Origin of the sequence: Nocardia sp. NPDC058666, assembly GCF_042714895.1 — a bacterium.
Taxonomy (GTDB): Bacteria; Actinomycetota; Actinomycetes; order Mycobacteriales; family Mycobacteriaceae; genus Nocardia.
Genome location: NZ_JBHXRY010000001.1, coordinates 68,786 through 89,554, shown reverse-complemented (window position 1 = coordinate 89,554; position 20,769 = coordinate 68,786). Strand labels below are relative to the sequence as shown.

Sequence of the window (20,769 nt, the reverse complement as noted above, 5' to 3'; positions counted from 1 at the left end):
CCCAAACCTCGTTTCCGGAACGCCCGGTCAGGCGCTCCCCGACGACACCGGAACGCGGGCGCCCACCATCTCCAGCGTGGCGCCCGCGTCTCGGGTTCAGTTCTCGAATCAATCAGGCAAAATGTCCATTGGCACTATCTGCCGGTCAGGGCCATCTCGTTACACAGCCGAGACCATGTCCGCGATCATCCTCACCGCCAGCGCCGGTCCGCACGTGGCAAACCATCGCACCAATCTACCGGTGCGCTCCCCCGGCAACCAACCACGTCCATAGCTGGCCGACATCGGCCCAGGTGAGCCCGTCGACCAGCGTTTGCTGACGCTTGTCCGCGGTCTCACATCGTCGCCGGAACCGATGCGCGACGCGGGAACTGAGGGATGGATCACACCGACCGGTCTGCTTGCGATCGGCCGTCGTCGAACTACTGATCAGCGCGGACGCGAGCGGGGTCGTAGAGGTGCGACTGCGCGCAGTCGATCGATGCCGACAGCGCCCGGCCGACCAGGATCACCGCGGCTTGCCGCAGGCCCGCGGCTTCGACCTGATCGGCGATGTCGGTCAGGGTGCCGCGCAGCACGAGCTGCTCGGGTTGGCTGGCGCGGTAGACCACGGCCACCGGGCAGTCGGCGCCGTACTCGGTGATCAGTTCCTGCGCGAGTGTCCTGATCCGGGTGATCGCGAGGTGCAGGACCAGGGTCGCGCCGGTGGCGGCGAAGTTCGCGAGGGCCTCGCCCTGCGGCATCGCGGTGGAGCGGGCTTGCGTTCGGGTGAGAACGACGGACTGGACGACTTCGGGGACGGTCAGTTCGGTGCCCAGTGCCGCCGCTGCGGCCGCGTAGGCGGGCACGCCCGGGGTGATGTCCCACGGGACCCCACGGGCATCCAGTCGACGCGTCTGCTCGGTCAGCGCCGAATAGATCGACGGGTCGCCCGAGCACAGCCGCGCCACGCCCCGACCCGCCTCGTGTGCGCGCACCAGATGGTCGATGATCTGGTCCAGGTTCAGGTGCTGGGTGTCGATCAGTTCGGTGCCGGGGGCGCAGTGGGCCAGCACCTCGGGGTCGAGGTAGGTGCCCGCGTAGAGGCAGACCGGGCTGTTGCGCAGCAGGTTCACCGCGCGCACCGTGAGCAGGTCGGCCGCGCCGGGGCCCGCGCCGATGAAATGCACCGTCATGGGGAGGAGTGTAGGGAATTCGCGGGGCCGTCCGGCAATCCCGCGGACCGGGACGTGGTGAGGGCGACTTCGCGGGACACGGCCGGTAGGTCTCGCCGTTGCGCAGCCAGTAGGTTCTGTGTCGGACAGTGCTGACGAAGGGGTCTGGGATGCAGGATTCGAGCAGGAGCGGCTTCGTCCGTGGGATCGGTGCCGCGGCGGTCGCGGTCGTCGCGCTGACAGCGGGGTGCTCGATGGCCACCGTCGAGGGCAAGGCCACCGCGTCGGGGGACAGTTACGCGCCCGCCCCCGAGAACCAGGACCCGTCCCTGCAGATCCCCGGCATCGTCGTCACCGAGATCGCACCGGGCCAGCCGCACGTGCGGCCCACCCAACGCGTGGCCTACCCGTCGATCCCCCCGGTGGGCGGACCCCACGACGCGCAATGGGCGGCCTGCACCGGCGTGGTCTACGCGCAGGCACTGCGCACCGAGAACGCCGTGCACGCCCTGGAACACGGCGCCGTCTGGATCGCCTACGACCCGGCGAAGGTGAGTGCGGCGGATCAGGCGCTGTTGCGCGCGCGGGTGACCGACCGCCAGTACACCCTGATGTCACCCATCCCCGGCATGGACCACCCGATCTCGCTGCAATCCTGGGGACACCAACTGCCCCTGACCTCCGCCGACGACGAACGCATCGACCAGTTCATCGTCGCTCTGCGCGAAAACCCTTACACCACACCGGAAGTCGGCGCGACCTGCTCGTCGCCCCTGTTCGACCGCAACAATCCCCCGCCGTACGACCCGACTCCCCCTGGCCCCGACGCCGTCCCGATGACCGGCTAACCCGTCATATTGAAATGCGCGATGACCTTCGTCGGCCGCACCCGAACCACGAGTTCACCGGGCACCCCATTGCGCTTCCCGAACTCCGCCGCCTTCTCGGGCCCCATATACCGCGCGGCGATCGCGGTAGCGGTGCGCACCAACTCATCGAGGTCCTCGGACAACGTCACCGTCCCCTGCACCTCGACCAACGCATACGGTGGCTGCTCGAGATCCACACACAACGCCACCCGAGGATCCCGCGCGAACGCCCGCCCCTTCGCCGTGTCCTTGCCCGTATTGAAAACCAACTCATCGCCTTCGACGATGAACCACACCGGCGTCACCAACGGACGCCCATCAGCGGCATCGAACGCCACCTTGCCCGTTCGCGTTCCGTGGGAGAGAAACTCACGCACCTGAGGATCCGACAGGGAAGCCATCTGCTCAGGGTAAGTCAACGAGACGACACCCTGTGGGACCGCCGAATCGGCCTGTCCGCGCACGCTGTCAGATCGCGCCTCGGGCGCGGGCCGTGGCGACGGCGGAGGTTCGGGATTTCACGCCGAGTTTGGCGTAGATGTGGACCAGGTGGGACTTGACGGTGGTTTCGCTGAGGAACAGTTGCTTGGCGATGTCGCGGTTGGACAGGCCTGCGGCGACCAGGCGGAGGACTTCTACTTCGCGGGGGCTCAGGGTGGTGTCGGCGCGGCGGACTCGGGTCATCAGGCGGGAGGCGACCGTGGGTGACAGGACGCTTTCGCCTGCGGCGGCGGCGCGGACGGCGGCCAGGAGTTCGGTGGGCGGGGTGTCTTTGAGGAGGTAGCCGACCGCGCCCGCTTCGATGGCGCCGAGGATGTCGGCGTCGGTGTCGTAGTTGGTGACGACCAGGACGTTGGGTGGGGTGGGTAGGGCGCGAAGGTCCGCGGTGGCGGAGGCGCCGGAGCGGCCATCGCCGAAGCGCAGGTCCATCAGGACGAGGTCGACCGGGTTGGCGGCGCAAAAGGCTACTGCCGCATCGGCATCCGGTACATCGCCGATGACGGTGATGTCGGCGGCGGCGTCGAGGAGGGCGCGCAGGCCGGCTCGGACGATGGCGTGGTCGTCGGCGAGCAGTAGGCGGATCATCGGGCTGCGCCGGGCGTGGCTGTGTCGGGCGTTGCGTCGAGCGGGAAGGACACCGTCACCGCGGTGTGCCCCGGTTCGGATTCCACTGTCATCGCACCGCCTTGCTGTTCTACGCGGCTGCGCATGGCGGCCAAGCCGAACGCGCCGGAACGCGGGCGGCGCAACACTTCTGGGTCGATCCCGATACCGTCGTCGACGATGTCGAGGTGGGCGTCGGTGTCGTCATAGGTGAGGGTGACGCGCATCCGGGCGGCCTCGGCGTGCTGGACCACATTGGCCACCGCGCTCTGGGCGATGCGCACCAGAGCTGCCTCGATGGGCATCGGGAGGCGTTCGGGTTCGCCTTCTACCAGCAACTGCGTTGTCAACGAAGGTGACTGTGCGCGAAGGCAAATGCGTTCCAGCGCTTCGGCCAGCGACTGACCGTCCAGTGCGGCGGGCGACAATTCGTCGATGAGCCTTCGGGTTTCGGCCAGATCCTCGGCGGCTGTTTCGCGGGCGAGCCGAATGCGGTCCAGCGCAGGGTGATCCGGCGCGGCCTGTTCGGCGGCGTGCAGGAGTAGTTGAATGCTGCTCAGGCCCTGGGCGACGGTGTCGTGGATTTCCTTGGCCAGGCGTTCGCGTTCGGCGAGCTTGCCCGCGGTGCGTTCCTGATTCGCGAGAATCTCTCTGGTACTGAGTAATTCGTCGATCAGCTGTTCACGTTCGACGGCCTCGCGATACAGCGCCTGGTACCCGAGCCCGATCCCGATCGCCACCGCCGCGCCCAGCGCGGGCCCGACCACCGCCCCCACTGACCACCCGCGATGCGAGGCGAAGCCGAGCACCCCGACCGCCGTCGCCAGCACCACCGCGACCAGACTCCACGGCCGCGGGATCAGATGCAGGTAGACGAAGAACAGTCCGAATGCCAGGTAGACGGCGTCGGGAGTGAGGCCGAGTAGTGCCAGCCACAGCACGGTCAGGGCCGCCAGCCACACCCACACCGCGCGCCCCGTCTCGCCTTCCCCAAGATCGGTGGGCGCTTCCGCATTGCCCCCGAGCGGCGCTGCCTTCCGGCGGTCGGCGGCCGCCGATTGACCGAACGCCTCGAGATCGCCAGTCGCAACCCTCGCGCCGACCGCCCTGTGATCCCGGTTCGCGCCGAAACCGCTCTCGCCCATCGCGAAACCACTACCGGCCGATGTCCCCTGTTTCGAGCGACGCGGAATCTCGGTGCCCGCGAAATAGGTGAGCAGCCAGACCACCGTCAACACCACGACGGCGACGCCGTGACTCCCACCGGGCAACACCGCCCGCACCGCGACCACCACCGCCAGCGCCGTGACCAGCACATGCAGGCCGAGCCGCAGCGTGGTGACCACCGGGGTCAAAGGGGACGAGTGCACGCTGACCAGCTTATGTGCGGCAACTCCCCCGGCATCCATCGAAAGGTGTAAACGCCGTCGGACCAAGGGTGGACGGCGTTTCGTGCGCCGGTGCGATGGCAGCGGCGGGCATCGCGACGACAGTGGAGTCATGTTCGTCGCACTCCGAGATCTGCGGGCCGCCCGTGGCCGATTCCTGCTTATCACCACCGTCGTGTTGCTCGTGGCAGTGCTGGTGAGTTTCCTCAGCGGGCTCACCGCCGGGCTGGCGCATCAGAATATCTCCGCTGTGCAGGGCATCGATGCTGACCAGGTGGTTTTCGCGGAGACCGGCGCTGATCCGTCGTTCGACTCCTCGGTGCTCACCGAGCAGCAGGTGACGCGGTGGCAGTCCGCCGGCGGGGTCTCGACCACGCCGATCGGGATCTCGCGGACCAGGGCGGAGCACGCCGGTGCCAGTCCGACCCAGGTCGCGTTGTTCGGCGGCGACCCGTCGGCATTCAGCAATCGTCCCGCTACCGCGCCCGGTGCGGTGGTGTTGAGTTCGGGGGCGGCGCGGGAGTTGTCCGCGAGCACCGGCGACACCGTGATGCTGGCGGGCCACGAGTTCACCGTCGCGGGTGTTTCCGACGACCAGTGGTACAGCCACACACCGGTGATCTGGACGACGATGCAGGATTGGCAGGCGGCCAGCCCCCGTGCGGGAGCGGCGACAGTGCTCGCGGTGACCGGCAATTCCCAGCGCGGCGATCTCGATACCGAAGCCGGGACGCGGGAGATTCCATCCGAGGATGCCGTCGCGGCGATCGGTTCCTACCAGGCCGAGAACAGCTCGCTCACCCTGATGACGATGCTGCTGTTCGCCATCTCCGCGCTGGTGATCGGCGCCTTCTTCACCGTCTGGACCGTGCAGCGCACACCCGACATCGCCACCTTGAAAGCGCTCGGCGCGACCACCGGCTCGCTGGTTCGCGATGCCCTCGCCCAGGCCGCGATCGTGCTGATCATGGGCGTCAGCGCGGGCCTGGCGATCACCGCTGTCACGTCGCTATTCCTCGGTGACGCAATGCCTTTCGTGCTCAGCCTGCAAACGACGCTGGTCCCCGCTCTGGCGCTGATCGCGCTCGGCCTGGCTGGCGCCGCCGTGGCCCTGCGCTTCCTGTTCACCACCGACCCACTGACCGCGCTCGGCGCGACTCGCTGAAGGACTTCCCATGCCGACCGCTCACACCCACGCCGCGCCGATCACCGACACCGCGATCACTCTCACCGACGTCACCCTCACCTACCCCGACGGCACCGACCGCCTCACCGCCCTGGACCGCGTGCACCTGCACGTCCCCGGCGGCACGATCGCCGCGATCACCGGCCCGTCCGGTTCGGGAAAGTCGAGCCTGCTCGCCGTCGCCGCAACCCTGATCCGCCCCGACTCCGGGACAGTCACCCTCGAAACCTCCTCGGGGACAGTCGATCTCGCGAGACTGAGCAGACGAGAAGCCGCAACGGTCCGCCGAGATTCGATGGGCATCGTCTTCCAACAACCGAACCTGATCCCCTCCCTCACCGCCCTGGAACAACTGGAAGTCACCGCCCACCTAGGCGGCCCGAAACGCCTGTCCCGCAAAGAAACCCACACCCGAGCCCAACAACTCCTCGAAGACGTAGGCCTGACCCCCCACGCCCACAAACGCCCAGCCCAACTCTCCGGCGGCCAACGCCAACGCATCAACATCGCCCGAGCCCTGATGAACAACCCAGCCCTGTTGGTAGTAGACGAACCCACCAGCGCCCTCGACTCCGAACGAGGCACCGCCATCATCGCCCTCCTGACCACCATCGCCCACACCCACAAAGCAGCCACCCTCCTGGTAACCCACGACCGAACCCACCTCCACCACATGGACGCCGTCTACACCATGACCGACGCCCACCTAACGGAAAATTCAAGATCAACACGCTCTCACCGTGGCGATTTGCGGTAAATCCCTCGCTGAGAGCGTGGTGATCAACGGTCCAGGTCAGCGCCGCGGGCGCGGAGGGCGGCGTGGACGCGGGACAGGAGGGTGTGGGGGCGGCGGTGGAGGAGGGTGGCGTCGGCTCGGATCACCTGCCAGCCGTGGTCGGCCAGGGCGTGGTGGCGGTCGATGTCTCGGGTGCGCTGGGTGGGGTCGGTCCAGTGTTGGGCGCCGTCGTATTCGACAGCGACTCGGTAGCGTTCCCAGCCCATATCGAGGCGGGCGATGAACGCGTGCGAGTCGGTGCGGACCACGATCTGGGTGGTGGGTTTCGGAAGTCCGTGGTCGAGAAGTAGCAGCCTGGTCCGTGATTCCTGTGGCGACTCGGCACCGGGATCGATCAGCGGCACCGTCGACCGCAGTTCGCTACTGCCGCGGACGCGGGGATGCGTTCGAGCGAATTCCGCGATCTCGCGCGGGTCCAGTTCCGTTGCGCGACACAGCGCGTCCAGGAGTGGGACGGCCCGTTCGCGTGGCAGGCGACATTCCGTCACCACCCCATCCGAAACCGCCCACGACCCGACAAATGGCCCACCCATCGCATCCCCCATCCCCCAACCCTCCCCCACCCCACCGACAACCCGCGCACTTCAAGATCATCACGCTCTCACCGTGGTGATTTTCGGTAAATCCCTCGCTGAGAGCGTGGTGATCAATGGTCCAGCTGGCGGGGGTGCGGCGCGTCTGCTTGGTGGGGGCTCGGGGAGGGGGAGACTGGGGGGATGGGTGATGTCAGGCATCTCATCGTGGTGGACGCGGCCAATGTGATCGGGTCGCGGGCTAATGGGTGGTGGAAGGATCGGGCGGGGGCGGCTCGGCGGTTGTTGGGCGATCTTGCTGGACTGACTGCGAAGTTGCCTGAGAGCACGGAGGTCACCGTCATTCTCGAGGGTGCGGCCAAAGCTGCTGCCGATGGGGCCGAGCCTTCCGCGCCGCGGTTGAAGGTGGAGTTGGCGCCGCGTTCGGGGGACGACAAGATCGTCGATGTGGTGGCCGCGGCGAACTCGCACGAGCAGATCACCGTGGTCACCTCTGATCGCGAGCTGCGCACCCGCGTCGAAGCGCATGGTGCCGAGACCGTCGGGCCGGGGTGGCTGTGGAGCCAGATCGACTGATCGCGTCAGTCGGCGGGAGCGTTCGAATCAAACGTCGCGAGCCCCAGGGACTTCCAGGCGGCGAGCAACTTCCCGTCGCCCGATGCCGCGACCAAGTCAGGGTCCTCGAGTTGCGCGGCGACCGCACAATGGACGGCGTCGTCGCCACGCAGTGCATACCGCTCCGCGAAGACCGCTGCGGTCTGGACCAATTTCTCGTCCACCTCGGTCACATCGAGCTGTTGCCACAACTCGTCCTTCAGGCGCGAAGCCGCCCGAAACCCCGATGCGTCGAGCCTGCCCATCCGGTGCGCCTGGGCCAGTGCCGCTGCCGCTTCGACGTAGAGCAGTCGACTCGCGACCACGTCGTCTGCGAGATCCCAGAATCGTCGACATGCGGCGCTGCTGGGCTCTACGACCAGCAGCGGGATGAACGCCGAGGTATCGAAATAGCCGATCACCGGCGCTGATCGTCGATCAGGTCGGACACGATGCCTGCGCCCTGAACCGGATCCGGTGCGGGCTGCTTTCGCTTTCGGGCCGGCTGAATTCGACCCTCCTCGCGCAGTTGCTCCAAGGCGGTCAGCCGATCAACAGGGACGATCCGGGCGATCGGCTTGCCGTGATCGGTCACTGTCACCGTCCGACCTGAGCGCACGTCGGCCAGATGGCTACTGAGATGGTCCCTCAGTTCCCGCACACCGATTTCCATGACGCTCCTTGAAGTGGCGACAAATATAGAACTAATTGTAGCCACTAACGTCGATGGGCGATAGGAACCACGCCGACGCTCCCCGCCACTGCGCACTACTCGGCTGACAATGCCGCCAACGCCATTTGTCGGAGGACCGGGCGGGCTCGCGAGGCGCTGGCCGCGGAGGCGCTGTGGGGGGTGGAGTTGATGAGGCCGAAGGCGGCGTGGGCTCGGATTCGGGCGGTTTCCTCGGGGAGGGTGGGGGTCAGGTCGCGCAGGACGCCCACCCAGATTTCGACGTAGTGGCGTTGGGTGCGGCGCAGGGTTCGGCGGTCGGGGGTGGGGACGTTGTCCAGGTCGCGGTCCTGGATGCGGATGAGTTCGGGGTTGCCGAAGGCGAAGTCGAGGTGGAAGTCGACCAGGGCGGTGAGGGCCGCGGCGGGGGTGGTGGATGCGTCGACGACGGCGCGACCGCCTGCCAACAGTCGCTCGCTGACGCCGACGAGCAGTTCGACCAGCAGGGCTTCCTTGTTCGCGAAGTGGCGGTAGACGGCGGGGCCGCTGATGCCGACCGCCGCACCGAGGTCGTCCAGTCGCACGCCGAAGAAACCGCGGTCGGCGATGAGGCGCGCGCCCGCGGCGAGCAACTGTTCGCGGCGCTGGGCTTTGAGCTGGTCGCGCCTGGTCACCTGGACCGGTTCGGTAGTGGCCACTCGACACTCCCTCTGGACAACTTGGTTAGCCAAGATTAACCTGAATTTCAGTTATTGGCGATTAACCGGATGAGAGAATGGTGCGATGACGGTTACGCAGGAACCCGAGGGCACCGTGACGAGCAATCGGGACGCGCACGCCGCCCTGGTCGCGGATCTGCGGCAGCGGCTGGGCACGGCCGCGTTGGGCGGCCCGCAGAAGTCGCGCGAACGGCACGTGGCCAGGGGCAAGCTGCTCCCCCGCGACCGCGTGGACCAGCTGCTCGACCCGGGCAGTCCGTTCCTCGAGCTGGCGCCGCTGGCCGGCAACGGTATGTATGACGACGAGTGCCCCGGCGCGGGGATGATCGCGGGCATCGGCCGGATCTCGGGCCGCGAGTGCCTGATTCTGGCCAACGATCCGACGGTCAAGGGCGGCACCTACTACCCGATCTCGGTGAAGAAGCACCTGCGCGCGCAGGAAGTCGCGGCGCAGAACAATCTGCCGTGCGTGTATCTGGTGGAGTCCGGTGGCGGGTTCCTGCCGCGGCAGGACGAGGTGTTCCCCGATCGTGAGCACTTCGGGCGGATCTTCTTCAATCAGGCGAACATGAGCGCGCGCGGGATCGCGCAGATCGCGGCGGTGATGGGGTCGTGCACCGCCGGTGGCGCGTATGTGCCCGCGATGGCCGATGAGGCGGTGATCGTGCGTGATCAGGGCACCATCTTCCTCGGTGGGCCGCCACTGGTGAAGGCGGCGACCGGCGAGATCGTGTCCGCCGAGGATCTCGGCGGCGGCCTCCTACACTCGCGCACTTCCGGCGTCACCGATCACCTCGCCGAGGATGATCGCGACGCACTGCGCATCGTCCGCAATATCGTTGCAACACTGGGTCCCCGGCCGGAGGCACCGTGGGAGGTGCTGCCGAGCACCCCGCCGGCCAAGCCTACCGATGAGCTCTACGACGTGGTCCCCGTCGATCCGCGCACGCCCTATGACGTGCACGAGGTCATCGATCGAATCATCGACGGCGAGAGCGGCTTCCAGGAATTCAAGGCCGAGTACGGCAAGACCCTGGTCACCGGTTTCGCGCGCATCCACGGCCATCCCGTCGGGATCGTCGCCAACAATGGCGTGCTGTTCAGCGAATCCGCCATGAAGGGTGCGCATTTCATCGAACTGTGCGACAAGCGCAAGATCCCACTGTTGTTCCTGCAGAACATCACCGGCTTCATGGTCGGCCGCGATTACGAGGCGGGCGGGATCGCCAAGCACGGCGCGAAGATGGTCACCGCCGTCGCGTGCGCGCGGGTTCCGAAACTGACTGTGGTGATCGGCGGTTCGTACGGAGCGGGCAACTACTCCATGTGCGGGCGCGCGTATTCGCCTCGCTTCCTGTGGATGTGGCCGAATGCGCGCATCTCGGTGATGGGTGGCGAGCAGGCAGCGTCGGTGCTGGCGACGGTGCGCGGCGATCAGCTCGACAGTGCGGGCAAGCCGTGGTCGGCGCAGGATCAGGAGGCGTTCAAGGCCCCGATCCGCGAGCAGTACGAGACCCAGGGCAACCCCTACTACGCGACCGCGCGCATCTGGGACGACGGCGTGATCGCGCCCGCCGACACCAGAACCGTGCTCGGCCTTGCCCTTTCGGTGTGCGCGCAAGCGCCGCTCGAACCCGTTTCCTACGGCGTCTTCCGGATGTGAGCGACATGCTGAACAAGAACCACCCCGTCGAATTCGACACTGTGCTGGTCGCCAATCGTGGCGAGATCGCCGTGCGAGTGATCAAGACGTTGCGCGCCATGGGGATTCGCTCGGTCGCCGTGTACAGCGATGCCGATGTCGATGCGCGCCATGTGCGGGAGGCCGATGTCGCGGTGCGGCTCGGGCCCGCGCCCGCACGCGAGAGTTACCTGTCGATCGAGAAGGTCGTCGACGCTGCCGTCCGATCCGGTGCGCAGGCCGTACATCCGGGTTATGGCTTCCTGTCAGAGAATTCGGCCTTCGCTGCCGCGTTGGCCGATGCGGGCATCGTGTTCCTCGGACCGCCCGCGAAGGCCATCGAGGTGATGGGCGACAAGATCACCGCGAAGAAGACGGTGACCGCGTTCGGGGTGCCCGTGGTTCCCGGCATCGCCGAACCTGGGCTGACCGATGCGCAATTGATCGCCGCTGCAACGGAAATCGGCTATCCGGTGCTCGTGAAGCCGTCTGCCGGTGGTGGCGGCAAGGGCATGCGCCGGGTCGCCGATCCCGCCGATCTTCCCGCCGCGCTGGTCAGCGCCCGGCGTGAGGCCGGTGCGGCGTTCGGTGACGACACCCTGTTCCTGGAACGGTTCGTCAACCGGCCCCGCCACATCGAGGTGCAGGTCCTCGCCGACAAGTTCGGCAATGTGGTGCACCTGGGTGAGCGTGAGTGCAGTTTGCAGCGCAGGCACCAGAAGGTGATCGAGGAGGCACCGTCGCCGCTGCTGGACGCGCAGACCAGGGCCCGGATCGGTGCCGCTGCCTGCAATACGGCTCGCAGTGTGGACTATGTGGGCGCGGGCACGGTGGAGTTCATCGTGTCGGCGGATCAGCCCGACGAGTTCTTCTTCATGGAGATGAATACCCGTCTGCAGGTGGAACATCCGGTGACCGAGATGGTGACCGGGGTCGACTTGGTGGAGTGCCAGGTGCGCGTTGCCGCGGGGCAGAAGTTGGCGCGCACCCAGGATGAGATCCGGATGGTCGGGCATGCGATCGAGGCCCGTGTGTACGCCGAAGATCCCGGCCGAGGGTTCTTGCCTACCGGCGGTACTGTGCTCGCTTTGGCCGAGCCGGAAGGTCCTGGGGTTCGGGTGGATTCGGGCCTGCTGGTCGGCACCGTTGTCGGTAGTGATTACGACCCGATGCTGTCGAAGGTGATCGCGCACGGGAGTACACGCGCCGATGCGCTCGCCTCGTTGGATCGGGCGCTGGAACAGACGGTGCTGCTGGGCGTTACGAGCAACGTCGAGTTCCTGCGGTTCCTGCTCGCCGACGATGACGTGCAGGCAGGCCATCTCGACACCGCACTGCTGGATCGCCGCGTCGCCGACTTCGTGCCCGCCGAGGCCACCGACGACGAATTCATCGCTGCGGCAACGTATTACTGGCTGCGCCGCTGGCCGACCGGCGATGCGGACCTGTGGTCGACACCGTCGGGATGGCGCCTCGGCACGCCCGCGCCCACCATGATCCGCCTAGCAGCGGGTGATCTGGTACGGCACGTGTTCATCACGGGCACACCGGATTCCGCCACTGTGCGGCTGGAAGCGGCAGGCACCCCGTCGCTCGACACCACCACAACGTCGATGTCGGCCGCACTTCTCGAGGACGAACTGACACTTACCCTGGACGGCTTGCGCCGCAAGGTGCGCATTGCCGAAGGCGACGAGCAGCTGTGGGTGAGCGGTGCGGGTCGCGTGGCGGTGCTGCGCGAGGTCGCCGAGGCGGCCGTGCGCGGGGACGCCGCCCACGTCGGTGACGCCGAAATCCGCAGCCCCATGCCGGGTTCGGTGATCGCGACGCCGGTCGAGAACGGCGCGATCGTGGCCGTCGGCGATCCGGTGATCGTGATCGAGGCCATGAAGATGGAGCACGCGCTCACCGCGCCGGTAGCCGGCACGGTGGAGCTGCTCGCCGCCCCAGGCGCCCAGGTGAAGCTGGGCCAGGTGCTGGTGCGCGTCATCGCCGATTCCACCGACGCCGGCAAAGCCACGCCGAACGGCGCCACCGAACCCGACACGGCTGCCGGTGCGTCCGCGCCCGTCGGCGCGAAGACCGAGCACGAAGGAACCCCCGCATGACCGACTACCTCTCCACCGGATCGCTGCCCGAGGAATACCGCCAGTTAGCCCTCACCGTGCGCGACTTCGCCAACCAGGTCGTCGCTCCGGTGTCGGCGAAACACGATGCCGAGCACAGCTTTCCGTACGAAGTTGTCGCCGGTATGGCCGAAATGGGACTGTTCGGCCTGCCGTTCCCCGAGGAGTTCGGCGGCATGGGCGGCGACTACTTCGCCCTGTGCCTGGCGCTCGAGGAACTCGGCAAGATCGATCAGAGCGTGGCGATCACCCTCGAAGCCGGTGTGTCGTTGGGTGCCATGCCGATCTACCGTTTCGGCGATGACAAGCAGAAGACCGAATGGCTGCCGCAGCTCACCAGCGGGCAGGCGCTGGCCGGTTTCGGGCTCACCGAACCGGATGCGGGCAGCGATGCGGGCGGCACCAGGACCACCGCTGTGGAAGACGGCCAGAGTTGGGTGATCAACGGCAACAAGCAGTTCATCACCAATTCCGGCACCGACATCACCCGCCTGGTCACCGCCACCGCCGTCACCGGGCAGACCGGCGGCAAGAAGGAGATCTCCACCATCCTGGTGCCGACCGACACCCCAGGTTTCGTCGCCGAACCGGCCTACAACAAGGTCGGCTGGAACGCCTCCGACACCCACCCGCTCAGCTTCACCGACGTGCGGGTGCCGCGGGAGAACCTGCTGGGCGAACGCGGGCGCGGGTACGCCAACTTCCTGCGAATCCTCGACGAGGGCCGGATCGCGATCGCCGCGCTGGCGGTCGGCGCCGCGCAGGGTTGTGTGGACGAGAGCGTGCGGTACGCGAAGGAACGGCAGGCGTTCGGTCAGTCCATCGGTCGCAATCAGGCCATCGCGTTCAAGATCGCCAGGATGGAGGCGCGCGCCCACACCGCGCGGACCGCCTATTACGACGCGGCCGCGCTGATGCTGGCGGGCAAGCCGTTCAAGAAGCAGGCGTCCATCGCGAAGATGGTCGCCAGCGAGGCCGCGATGGACAACTCGCGCGACGCCACCCAGATCTTCGGCGGCAACGGGTTCATGAACGAGTACCCCGTGGCCAGGCACTACCGTGACAGCAAGATCCTGGAAATCGGCGAGGGCACGACGGAGGTACAGCTGATGCTGATCGCAAGGGAGCTGGGTCTGTGAGTGAACCGCGCCGGGTCGTGCAGCGGGGGCTGTGGTTCGAGGAGTTCGAGATCGGCACGATCTACGAGCACCGCCCCGGCCGCACCGTCACCGAGGCCGACAATGTCCTGTTCACGACGTTGACCATGAACACCCAGGCCCTGCACCTGGACGCCGCTTTCGCCGACGCGCAGCCGCCGTTCAACCAGCGCCTGGTGAACTCGATGTTCACACTGTCGACGCTGGTCGGGCTGTCGGTCGCGCAGCTCACGCAGGGGACACTGGTGGCCAACCTCGGCTTCTCGGAGATGAGTTTGCCCGCGCCGCTGTTCCACGGCGACACCATGTACGCGGAAACGCTGGTCACCGACAAGCGCGAGTCCAAGAGCCGTCCGGGTGAGGGCATCGTCAGCCTGGCGCACACCGCGCGCAACCAGCACGGTGTGGTGGTGGCGACCGCCGTTCGCCAGACGCTCGTGCGCAAGGCGCCTGCCGCGTGAACGCCTGGCAGCCCAGTGGTCCCGCGTGGCTTTTCTGCCCGGCGGATCGTCCGGAACGTTTCGCCAAGGCGGCCGCCGTGGCCGATGTGGTGATTCTCGATCTCGAGGACGGTGTCGCGGCGGCAGACAAGGCAGCGGCCAGGCAGGCGCTGATCGACACCCCACTCGACCCGCAGCACACCGTGATTCGCGTGAACGCGGCCGACACCGCGGAGTACGCCGCAGACCTCGCAGCGCTCGCGCAAACCGCATATCGCCGGATCATGCTGCCCAAATGCGAATCGGCGCAACAGGTTCGGAGCCTGGCCGACTACGAGGTGATCGCGCTCGTCGAGTCGCCACTGGGTGCGGTGCGGGTGGCCGAATCGGTGGCCGCAGAGAACGCGATCGGCGTGATGTGGGGTGCCGAGGACCTGGTCGCCGGTCTCGGCGGCAAGTCCAGCAGGCACGCCGACGGCAGCTACCGCGACGTGGCGCGGCAGGTGCGCTCCACCAGCTTGCTCGCGGCCAAGGCCTTCGGCCGGTTCGCCCTGGATTCGGTCTATCTGAACATCAAGGACCTGGACGGTTTGAAGGCGGAAACGCTCGACGCGGTGGCGGTCGGCTTCGACGCCAAGGTGGCCGTCCACCCCAGTCAGGTCGCGGTGATCCGCGACGGATACGCACCTGCTGCCGACGAACTCGACTGGGCGCGAAGGGTTCTCGCCGAAGTGCCGAACCATCGCGGCGTGTTCGCCTTCGAAGGTCGTATGGTCGACGCGCCGGTGCTGCGGCAGGCCGAACAGATCGTCCGCCGCGCCCGGTAGTCCCGCCCCGAGTACGTGAGCCACCGGTGGGGTACCCCGGAATGCGAGTAGTCCCGATCAGAGGAGAACACCTCCAGTGAAACCGCAATGGGTACCGAACGACCACGACATCGCGTCGGCCCGGATCACCGATTTCGCCGCCTTCGCCACCGCGCGAACCGGCGTCGAATACCCCGACTACCAGTCACTATGGCAATGGTCGGTGGACGACATCGAAGCCTTCTGGCAGACGGTGTGGGACTACTTCGAGCTCGGTGAGACCGCGGGCGAGGTCCTGGGTTCGCGGGAGATGCCGGGCGCGCAGTGGTTCCCCGGCACCCGGCTGAACTATGTCGATCAGATCATCCGGATGGCCCAGTTCGGCCGACCCGCCATCATCGCCCTGCACGAGGACGCGGAACCGCGCGAGATCCTGTGGTCCGATCTGATCGAACAGGTGACGGTTTTCGCGCGCACTCTGCGCGAGCAAGGGGTCGAACAGGGCGACCGGGTGGTCGGCTATCTGCCCAATATCCCGGAGGCGATCGTCGCCTTTCTCGCCACCGCCAGCATCGGCGCGGTGTGGAGCGCGTGCGGGCAGGACTATTCCGCGAAGGCGGCGCTGGACCGGCTCGGCCAGCTCGACCCGACGGTCCTGGTCACCGCCGACGGCTACCGGTTCGGCGGCAAGGAGCACAACAAGCGCGCCGATATCGCCGCACTGCAGGACGGTCTGAATCTGCGTGCGACCATTGTGGTTTCGCAGCTCGGGCTCGAGGTTCCCGACGCGATGCCGTGGTCCGACGCGGTCGCCGATGCGGGTCTGGGCATCATCGAAACCACCGCTGTCGATTTCGATCATCCGCTGTGGATCGTGTTCTCCTCCGGCACAACCGGATTACCCAAGGGGATTGTGCACGGACACGGCGGTGTGCTGTTGGAGCACTTGAAAGCCGTAGCGCTGCAATCGAATATCGGACCCGAGGACACGTTCTTCTGGTACACCAGCCCGAGCTGGATGATGTGGAACTTCCAGGTCGCCGGGCTGTTGACCGGCGCCACCATCGTCACCTACGACGGCAGTCCGACCGCTGTCGGACCAGACGCCCTGTGGCGCTTGGCTTCCCAAGTACAGGCCACTGTCTTGGGTACCAGTCCCGGCTATGTTCTCGGCTGCATCAAAGCGGGCTCTGTGCCGCGCACCGACCATGATCTGTCCGCACTGCGCACGGTCGGCATCACCGGTTCGTCACTGCCGGTGTCGAGCGCGCTGTGGCTGAACGACAATGCGGGCGAACATGTTCAGGTCAGCTCGATCAGCGGCGGCACCGATGTGGTCTCGGCGTTCGTCGGCGGCGCACCCACGGTTCCGGTCTGGCCGGGCGAGCTGTCGGCACCGTATCTCGGGGTCGCGCTGAACGCCTTCGACGAGCAGGGCAACCCCGTACGCGGCGAGGTCGGCGAACTGGTGGTGACCGCGCCCATGCCGTCCATGCCGGTCAGCTTCTGGCGCGACGACGACGGAAAGCGTTACCACGCAGCCTATTTCGACACCTACCCCGGCGTGTGGCGGCACGGTGACTGGATCACGCTCACCGAGCACGGCAGCATCGTCGTGCACGGCCGCTCCGATTCCACCCTCAACCGGCACGGCGTCCGCATGGGCAGCGCCGACATCTACCAGGTCGTCGAACAGTTCCCCGAGGTCACCGAGGCCCTGGTGATCGGCGCCGAACAACCCGACGGCGGCTACTGGATGCCGCTGTTCCTCGTCCTCGCCCCCGGCGCGGAACTCACCGATGACCTGAAAACCCGCCTCGCCACCGCGATTCGCACGCAGGTCTCCCCGCGCCACGTCCCCGACGAGATCCGCGAAGCCCCCGGCATCCCCCACACCCGCACCGGAAAGAAACTCGAAGTCCCCATCAAGAAGCTTTTCCAGGGCGCGGACCCCGCTCGAGTGGTCGAACGCAGTGCGGTCGACGACCCGGCACTGCTCGACTGGTATGCCCGTATCACCCCGCCTCACAAGCCCTAATACACTTCGGGCATGACTGTCAGCGAGACTCGTGGGGCGCGTGGGGTAGCTGGGACTGAAGTGAAGCGGCGACCGAAGAATCGGCGGGCGCAGATCGCGGCGTCGTCGGCGGTGGCTTTCGGGGCGGCGGGGTATCACGGGGTGAGCATGGAGGACATCGCGTCCGGGCTGGGGATCAGTTCGGCCGCGCTGTATCGGCACTACCCCAGCAAGTACGCGCTGTTCCGGGAGGAGTTGCTGCGGGTCGGGCAGGCGTTCACCGCGTCGATCACGGTGCCCGAACCCGACCTGTCGGCCGCGCAACGGTTGCGGCACATGCTGACCGGGCTGATCGGTGCGACCGTGGAGAATCGGACGACGGTGCGGCTGGTGCGCTGGGAGGGTCGCTATCTCGAGCCCACGGATCGGGTGGTGTTGCAGCAGCAGCAAAGTGCGGTGCTGGTCGCGCTCGACGAGCAGCTGGCGGTACTGCGACCCGAATTGACCACGGCCGAACTGACAATGGTGTCCACCGCGATTCTCGGCGTGATCACCAGCATCGCCGACCATCACGCCGCGCTGCCCCAACGCACGCTGAACAAACTGCTCGTCACGGCCTGCATGGGTTTGACCAGTGCCGGGTTACCGCCTGCCGCAACAGTTTCCGAGCAGGGAGCGCGGGCGCAGATTCCGGCCTCGTTCAAACATGAACTGCTGCTGCGCAAAGCGGTGGAGTTGTTCCACGAGCGTGGCTATCCGAATGTGAGCGTGGAAGATATCGCGTCGGCGGCGGGGTTGTCGGCGGCGTCGGCGGTGTATCGGTTCTATCGCGGCAAGAGCGATATCCTCGCGGCTGCGTTTCGACGGGCCGCGGATCGCGTGTCCGGGGCGATCGGGCCCGCGGTGTCGAGCACGCCCGACAGCGGCGCCGCGCTGGGGGTGCTGGTCGACCAGTTCGTCGCCGACACGTTCAACGAGCGGGCGTTGGCTGTTGTCTACTACGCCGAGTTCGGGCACGTGCCCGCCGAGGAACGCGCGGTGTTGCGCAACGTCCAGCGGTTGAGCGTGCAGGAATGGGCGCGGCTGGTGCGCGAGGTGCGCCCGGAACTGTCCGCGGCCGAGGCCCGGTTCCTGGTGCACGCGGCGTTCGCCATGGTGATCGACCTCGGTCAGGGGTTCGGCGACGACCCGATCGCGGGGCGGGCCAGGGTCGGATTCCTGATGCGCGCGGTGCTGCTCGGCTGAGCTTTTCACCCGTTGCGTATGAGGCGCGACGGCGGCGGCGCGACATACTCTCGATGATCACCGCCGTCGAACGGAGCGTGCATGGATCCCCGCGCGGGTGCGCTGACCAGGCGATCGTTGCTCGGACTCGGCGCCGCGGTCGTCGCGGGGACGGTGCTGCCCGGGTGCTCGGGCGAGCCGACGCTGGGGCCCGCCCACACCACCCCCGCGCCCGACGTGCTCGGGCTGGCCGTCGATGCCTACATCTTCGGATATCCCATGATCATGCTGGACATGATGCGGGCGGGTAGTGCGCCGACCAACACCATCGAACACTCCGTGCTGCCCGATCCGCTGGACCGCGGGGTGGCCCGGCTCAGCCACGACATGCTCTACTCGCAGGCCTGGCTCGATCTCAACGACGAGCCGATGGTGTTGCAGATTCCGGGGATGGAGCCCGATCGGTACTGGCTGTTCCAGCTGATCGACGGCTGGGCCAATACGGTGCACGACCTGACCAGCAAGCACCCTCGGACCACGGTGAACGCGGACGGTCCGCCGTTCACCTATGTCATCACCGGGCCGAAATGGAACGGCGAGGTGCCCGCGCATCTCACGGCGCTGCAGATGCCGTCGTCGCTGTGCACGATCGTGGGAAGGATCCAGATCAACGGCACGCAGGACGCGCCCCGGGTCAATGAACTGCAGCAGAAGGTGAAGCTGATCCCGTTGAGCGCCTGGATCCGCGGCGAACTCGACCGCACCGTGAGCCGGGTCCACCCGATCGACCGCGGACCCGAACCCCCGGTCAAACGCATCGCCGCGCTCGACGGTCGCACCTACCTCAACCGGCTGTGCCGGGTCATGGTCGCCGATCCGCCCGCCGCCGCCGACACACCGATGATGGACCGCATCGCCGCGATCGGGGTGCGCCCCGGCGGCACCGTCGACGACCAACCGGCCGATGCCCTCGACGAGGCAGTGCGCCAAGCCAAGCGGCGGATCACCGAGTGGAAAGACCCCACCGCCCGCCACGTCAACGGCTGGGAAATCCCCATCGACCTGGCCACCTTCGGCACCGACTACCTGCGCCGCGCCGCCGCCACCCTCTACACCCCCGGCCTTGCGCCCGTGCGCGACATCCTCTACGCCAACCAACAAGCCCCCGCCGCCGACGACCAGGGCAGACCCCTGCGCTACCGAATCCGCTTCGCCCCCGGCCAATGGCCCCCCGTCGACGCCTTCACCTCGATCACCGCCTACGACACCCAGGGTTTCCTGGTCCCCAACCCCGCCCAGATCTACTCGGTAGGCCACTTCCCCGCCGCCGTCCCCGCCCGCGACGGATCAGTGGAACTGGTTGTCCAACAACAAGACCCACGCCCCGAAACCCCCGAAGCCAACTGGCTCCCCATCCCCGCCACCGGCGACTTCATCCTCACCCTGCGGTTGTACGCACCGCGACAGGACGCGCTCGAGGGGAAGTGGGGGCCACCGGCGATGAACAGGGTCGATTGATTCGTCTTGATTACCGGCGACTGGGCACGACAGGTCGTTTGACTGGAACCACGGTCAGGAGGTCGTCCAAGCCGAGGAAGTCGTCCGGGTTGGTGGTGAACAGCGGAAGTTCCTCGGCGATTGCCACCGAGGCGATCATCAGATCAGCGATCCGGCGGCGCGGTTTACGCCCGACGCTGACCACGGCGGCGCATACCCGACCGTAGATGCGCGCGGCGTCGGCGCCGAACGGAATGGGGTCGAACTCGTTCTCTGCCCGCTGCAGCACGTCCAACCGACGCGCACGCTCGGTATGCTCGTCGTACTCGTCCTGCTCGTCATTGCGACGAACCTCGTGCGGACCGGACGACAACTCCGCCAGGGTGATCGTGCTGATGGCCATCGCATCGGGCAAGTCCACCGCATCAATCCAGCGACGCAAGATCATGATGTTGGTATCCAGCAAACCGAACTCGTGGTCACCGGGCATACGGGTCACCCGCGTAGTGGTCGGACACCTGATCTTGGTCGGCACGGAAGGCATCGACGGAGATGGACGGGGCCGTACGTGACATCGCAGCGAATTCCGCACGGGGAACGAACCGCCTACGACGGCGTAGCGGAATCAGTTCACCGATCCGATGGCCGTCGCGGGTGACGGTGAACGCCTGCCCTTGCTGGACGGCATCCATGATCTCCTTCGACCGATTGCGTAGATCGCGCTGAGTGATCTCGGGCTGCGGCTGCATTCTCCCAGTGTAAAGCAGGTGTGCCACTTGGTGCCACAACGTGCCACACGTCGAGTTCG

22 protein-coding genes are annotated in these 20,769 nt (G+C 67.1%); 12 read left to right on the top strand and 10 right to left on the bottom strand.

Annotation, left to right across the window (positions count from 1 at the left end):
- Positions 1–422: 422 nt before the first annotated feature.
- Entirely contained in the window at positions 423–1,175 is a 753-nt protein-coding gene (gene cobM, locus ACFWVD_RS00385; RefSeq protein ID WP_379239736.1) for a precorrin-4 C(11)-methyltransferase, read from the bottom strand.
- A gap of 149 nt (positions 1,176–1,324) precedes the next feature.
- On the opposite strand from cobM, the gene ACFWVD_RS00380 reads away from it, so the two are divergent.
- Complete coding sequence (locus tag ACFWVD_RS00380) at positions 1,325–2,002, top strand: DUF3105 domain-containing protein (RefSeq protein ID WP_379239735.1); 678 nt, start codon at positions 1,325–1,327, stop codon at positions 2,000–2,002.
- Here ACFWVD_RS00380 and ACFWVD_RS00375 read toward each other — a convergent pair.
- The 3 genes from ACFWVD_RS00375 to ACFWVD_RS00365 form a co-directional block, all read right to left on the bottom strand.
- The gene (locus ACFWVD_RS00375) at positions 1,999–2,424 is read right to left on the bottom strand and encodes a PPOX class F420-dependent oxidoreductase (RefSeq protein ID WP_379239734.1); all 426 of its coding nucleotides are present in this window, start codon (positions 2,422–2,424) and stop codon (positions 1,999–2,001) included. The two genes, ACFWVD_RS00380 and ACFWVD_RS00375, sit on opposite strands and share 4 nt — an antisense overlap.
- Before the next feature lie 67 nt (positions 2,425–2,491).
- Positions 2,492–3,109: a LuxR C-terminal-related transcriptional regulator gene (locus tag ACFWVD_RS00370; protein WP_379239733.1), complete on the bottom strand. Its 618-nt coding sequence runs from the start codon at positions 3,107–3,109 to the stop codon at positions 2,492–2,494.
- Positions 3,106–4,497, bottom strand: a complete 1,392-nt coding sequence (locus tag ACFWVD_RS00365) for a sensor histidine kinase (RefSeq protein WP_379239732.1) — start codon at positions 4,495–4,497, stop codon at positions 3,106–3,108. The genes ACFWVD_RS00370 and ACFWVD_RS00365 overlap by 4 nt, the downstream gene beginning before the upstream one ends.
- A gap of 130 nt (positions 4,498–4,627) precedes the next feature.
- Here ACFWVD_RS00365 and ACFWVD_RS00360 point away from each other — a divergent pair, with 130 nt between their 5' ends.
- Positions 4,628–5,680, top strand: a complete 1,053-nt coding sequence (locus ACFWVD_RS00360; protein WP_379239731.1) for an ABC transporter permease — start codon at positions 4,628–4,630, stop codon at positions 5,678–5,680.
- A 40-nt stretch (positions 5,681–5,720) separates the two neighbouring features.
- Positions 5,721–6,458: an ABC transporter ATP-binding protein gene (locus ACFWVD_RS00355; protein ID WP_379240921.1), complete on the top strand. Its 738-nt coding sequence runs from the start codon at positions 5,721–5,723 to the stop codon at positions 6,456–6,458.
- A gap of 23 nt (positions 6,459–6,481) precedes the next feature.
- On the opposite strand, the gene ACFWVD_RS00350 is transcribed toward ACFWVD_RS00355, so the two are convergent.
- Positions 6,482–6,985: an endonuclease domain-containing protein gene (locus tag ACFWVD_RS00350; protein ID WP_379239730.1), complete on the bottom strand. Its 504-nt coding sequence runs from the start codon at positions 6,983–6,985 to the stop codon at positions 6,482–6,484.
- A 228-nt stretch (positions 6,986–7,213) separates the two neighbouring features.
- On the opposite strand from ACFWVD_RS00350, the gene ACFWVD_RS00345 reads away from it, so the two are divergent.
- A complete protein-coding gene (locus tag ACFWVD_RS00345; protein ID WP_379239729.1) occupies positions 7,214–7,606 on the top strand; it encodes an NYN domain-containing protein in 393 nt (130 codons plus the stop codon).
- A 5-nt stretch (positions 7,607–7,611) separates the two neighbouring features.
- On the opposite strand, the gene ACFWVD_RS00340 is transcribed toward ACFWVD_RS00345, so the two are convergent.
- From ACFWVD_RS00340 to ACFWVD_RS00330, 3 genes are all read right to left on the bottom strand, one after another.
- Positions 7,612–8,046: a type II toxin-antitoxin system VapC family toxin gene (locus ACFWVD_RS00340; RefSeq protein ID WP_379239728.1), complete on the bottom strand. Its 435-nt coding sequence runs from the start codon at positions 8,044–8,046 to the stop codon at positions 7,612–7,614.
- The gene (locus tag ACFWVD_RS00335; RefSeq protein ID WP_379239727.1) at positions 8,043–8,297 is read right to left on the bottom strand and encodes a type II toxin-antitoxin system Phd/YefM family antitoxin; all 255 of its coding nucleotides are present in this window, start codon (positions 8,295–8,297) and stop codon (positions 8,043–8,045) included. Before ACFWVD_RS00335 ends, ACFWVD_RS00340 begins: the two co-directional genes overlap by 4 nt.
- A gap of 95 nt (positions 8,298–8,392) precedes the next feature.
- On the bottom strand, positions 8,393–8,992 hold the full coding sequence (locus ACFWVD_RS00330) for a TetR/AcrR family transcriptional regulator (protein WP_379239726.1): 600 nt from the start codon (positions 8,990–8,992) through the stop codon (positions 8,393–8,395).
- A gap of 85 nt (positions 8,993–9,077) precedes the next feature.
- Between ACFWVD_RS00330 and ACFWVD_RS00325 the strand changes: the two genes are divergently transcribed.
- From ACFWVD_RS00325 to ACFWVD_RS00290, 8 genes are all read left to right on the top strand, one after another.
- The gene (locus ACFWVD_RS00325) at positions 9,078–10,676 is read left to right on the top strand and encodes a carboxyl transferase domain-containing protein (RefSeq protein WP_379239725.1); all 1,599 of its coding nucleotides are present in this window, start codon (positions 9,078–9,080) and stop codon (positions 10,674–10,676) included.
- A 5-nt stretch (positions 10,677–10,681) separates the two neighbouring features.
- Entirely contained in the window at positions 10,682–12,802 is a 2,121-nt protein-coding gene (locus tag ACFWVD_RS00320) for a biotin carboxylase N-terminal domain-containing protein (RefSeq protein ID WP_379239724.1), read from the top strand.
- The gene (locus ACFWVD_RS00315) at positions 12,799–13,959 is read left to right on the top strand and encodes an acyl-CoA dehydrogenase family protein (protein WP_379239723.1); all 1,161 of its coding nucleotides are present in this window, start codon (positions 12,799–12,801) and stop codon (positions 13,957–13,959) included. The genes ACFWVD_RS00320 and ACFWVD_RS00315 overlap by 4 nt, the downstream gene beginning before the upstream one ends.
- The gene (locus ACFWVD_RS00310) at positions 13,956–14,438 is read left to right on the top strand and encodes a MaoC family dehydratase (RefSeq protein WP_379239722.1); all 483 of its coding nucleotides are present in this window, start codon (positions 13,956–13,958) and stop codon (positions 14,436–14,438) included. The genes ACFWVD_RS00315 and ACFWVD_RS00310 overlap by 4 nt, the downstream gene beginning before the upstream one ends.
- On the top strand, positions 14,435–15,244 hold the full coding sequence (locus ACFWVD_RS00305) for an HpcH/HpaI aldolase/citrate lyase family protein (protein ID WP_379239721.1): 810 nt from the start codon (positions 14,435–14,437) through the stop codon (positions 15,242–15,244). Before ACFWVD_RS00310 ends, ACFWVD_RS00305 begins: the two co-directional genes overlap by 4 nt.
- Before the next feature lie 76 nt (positions 15,245–15,320).
- Entirely contained in the window at positions 15,321–17,261 is a 1,941-nt protein-coding gene (locus ACFWVD_RS00300) for an acetoacetate--CoA ligase (RefSeq protein ID WP_379239720.1), read from the top strand.
- 12 nt (positions 17,262–17,273) lie between these two features.
- A complete protein-coding gene (locus ACFWVD_RS00295; protein WP_379239719.1) occupies positions 17,274–18,485 on the top strand; it encodes a TetR/AcrR family transcriptional regulator in 1,212 nt (403 codons plus the stop codon).
- 81 nt (positions 18,486–18,566) lie between these two features.
- Positions 18,567–19,982 carry a DUF1254 domain-containing protein gene (locus tag ACFWVD_RS00290; protein ID WP_379239718.1) on the top strand — a complete coding sequence of 472 codons (1,416 nt, stop codon included), beginning with the start codon at positions 18,567–18,569 and terminating at the stop codon, positions 19,980–19,982.
- A 10-nt stretch (positions 19,983–19,992) separates the two neighbouring features.
- Here the strand turns inward: ACFWVD_RS00290 and ACFWVD_RS00285 are convergent, their stop codons facing one another.
- Positions 19,993–20,451, bottom strand: coding sequence for a type II toxin-antitoxin system VapC family toxin (locus ACFWVD_RS00285; RefSeq protein WP_379239717.1), 459 nt, complete (start codon positions 20,449–20,451; stop codon positions 19,993–19,995).
- Positions 20,441–20,710, bottom strand: coding sequence for a type II toxin-antitoxin system Phd/YefM family antitoxin (locus tag ACFWVD_RS00280; protein ID WP_379239716.1), 270 nt, complete (start codon positions 20,708–20,710; stop codon positions 20,441–20,443). The genes ACFWVD_RS00285 and ACFWVD_RS00280 overlap by 11 nt, the downstream gene beginning before the upstream one ends.
- Positions 20,711–20,769 lie beyond the last annotated feature (59 nt).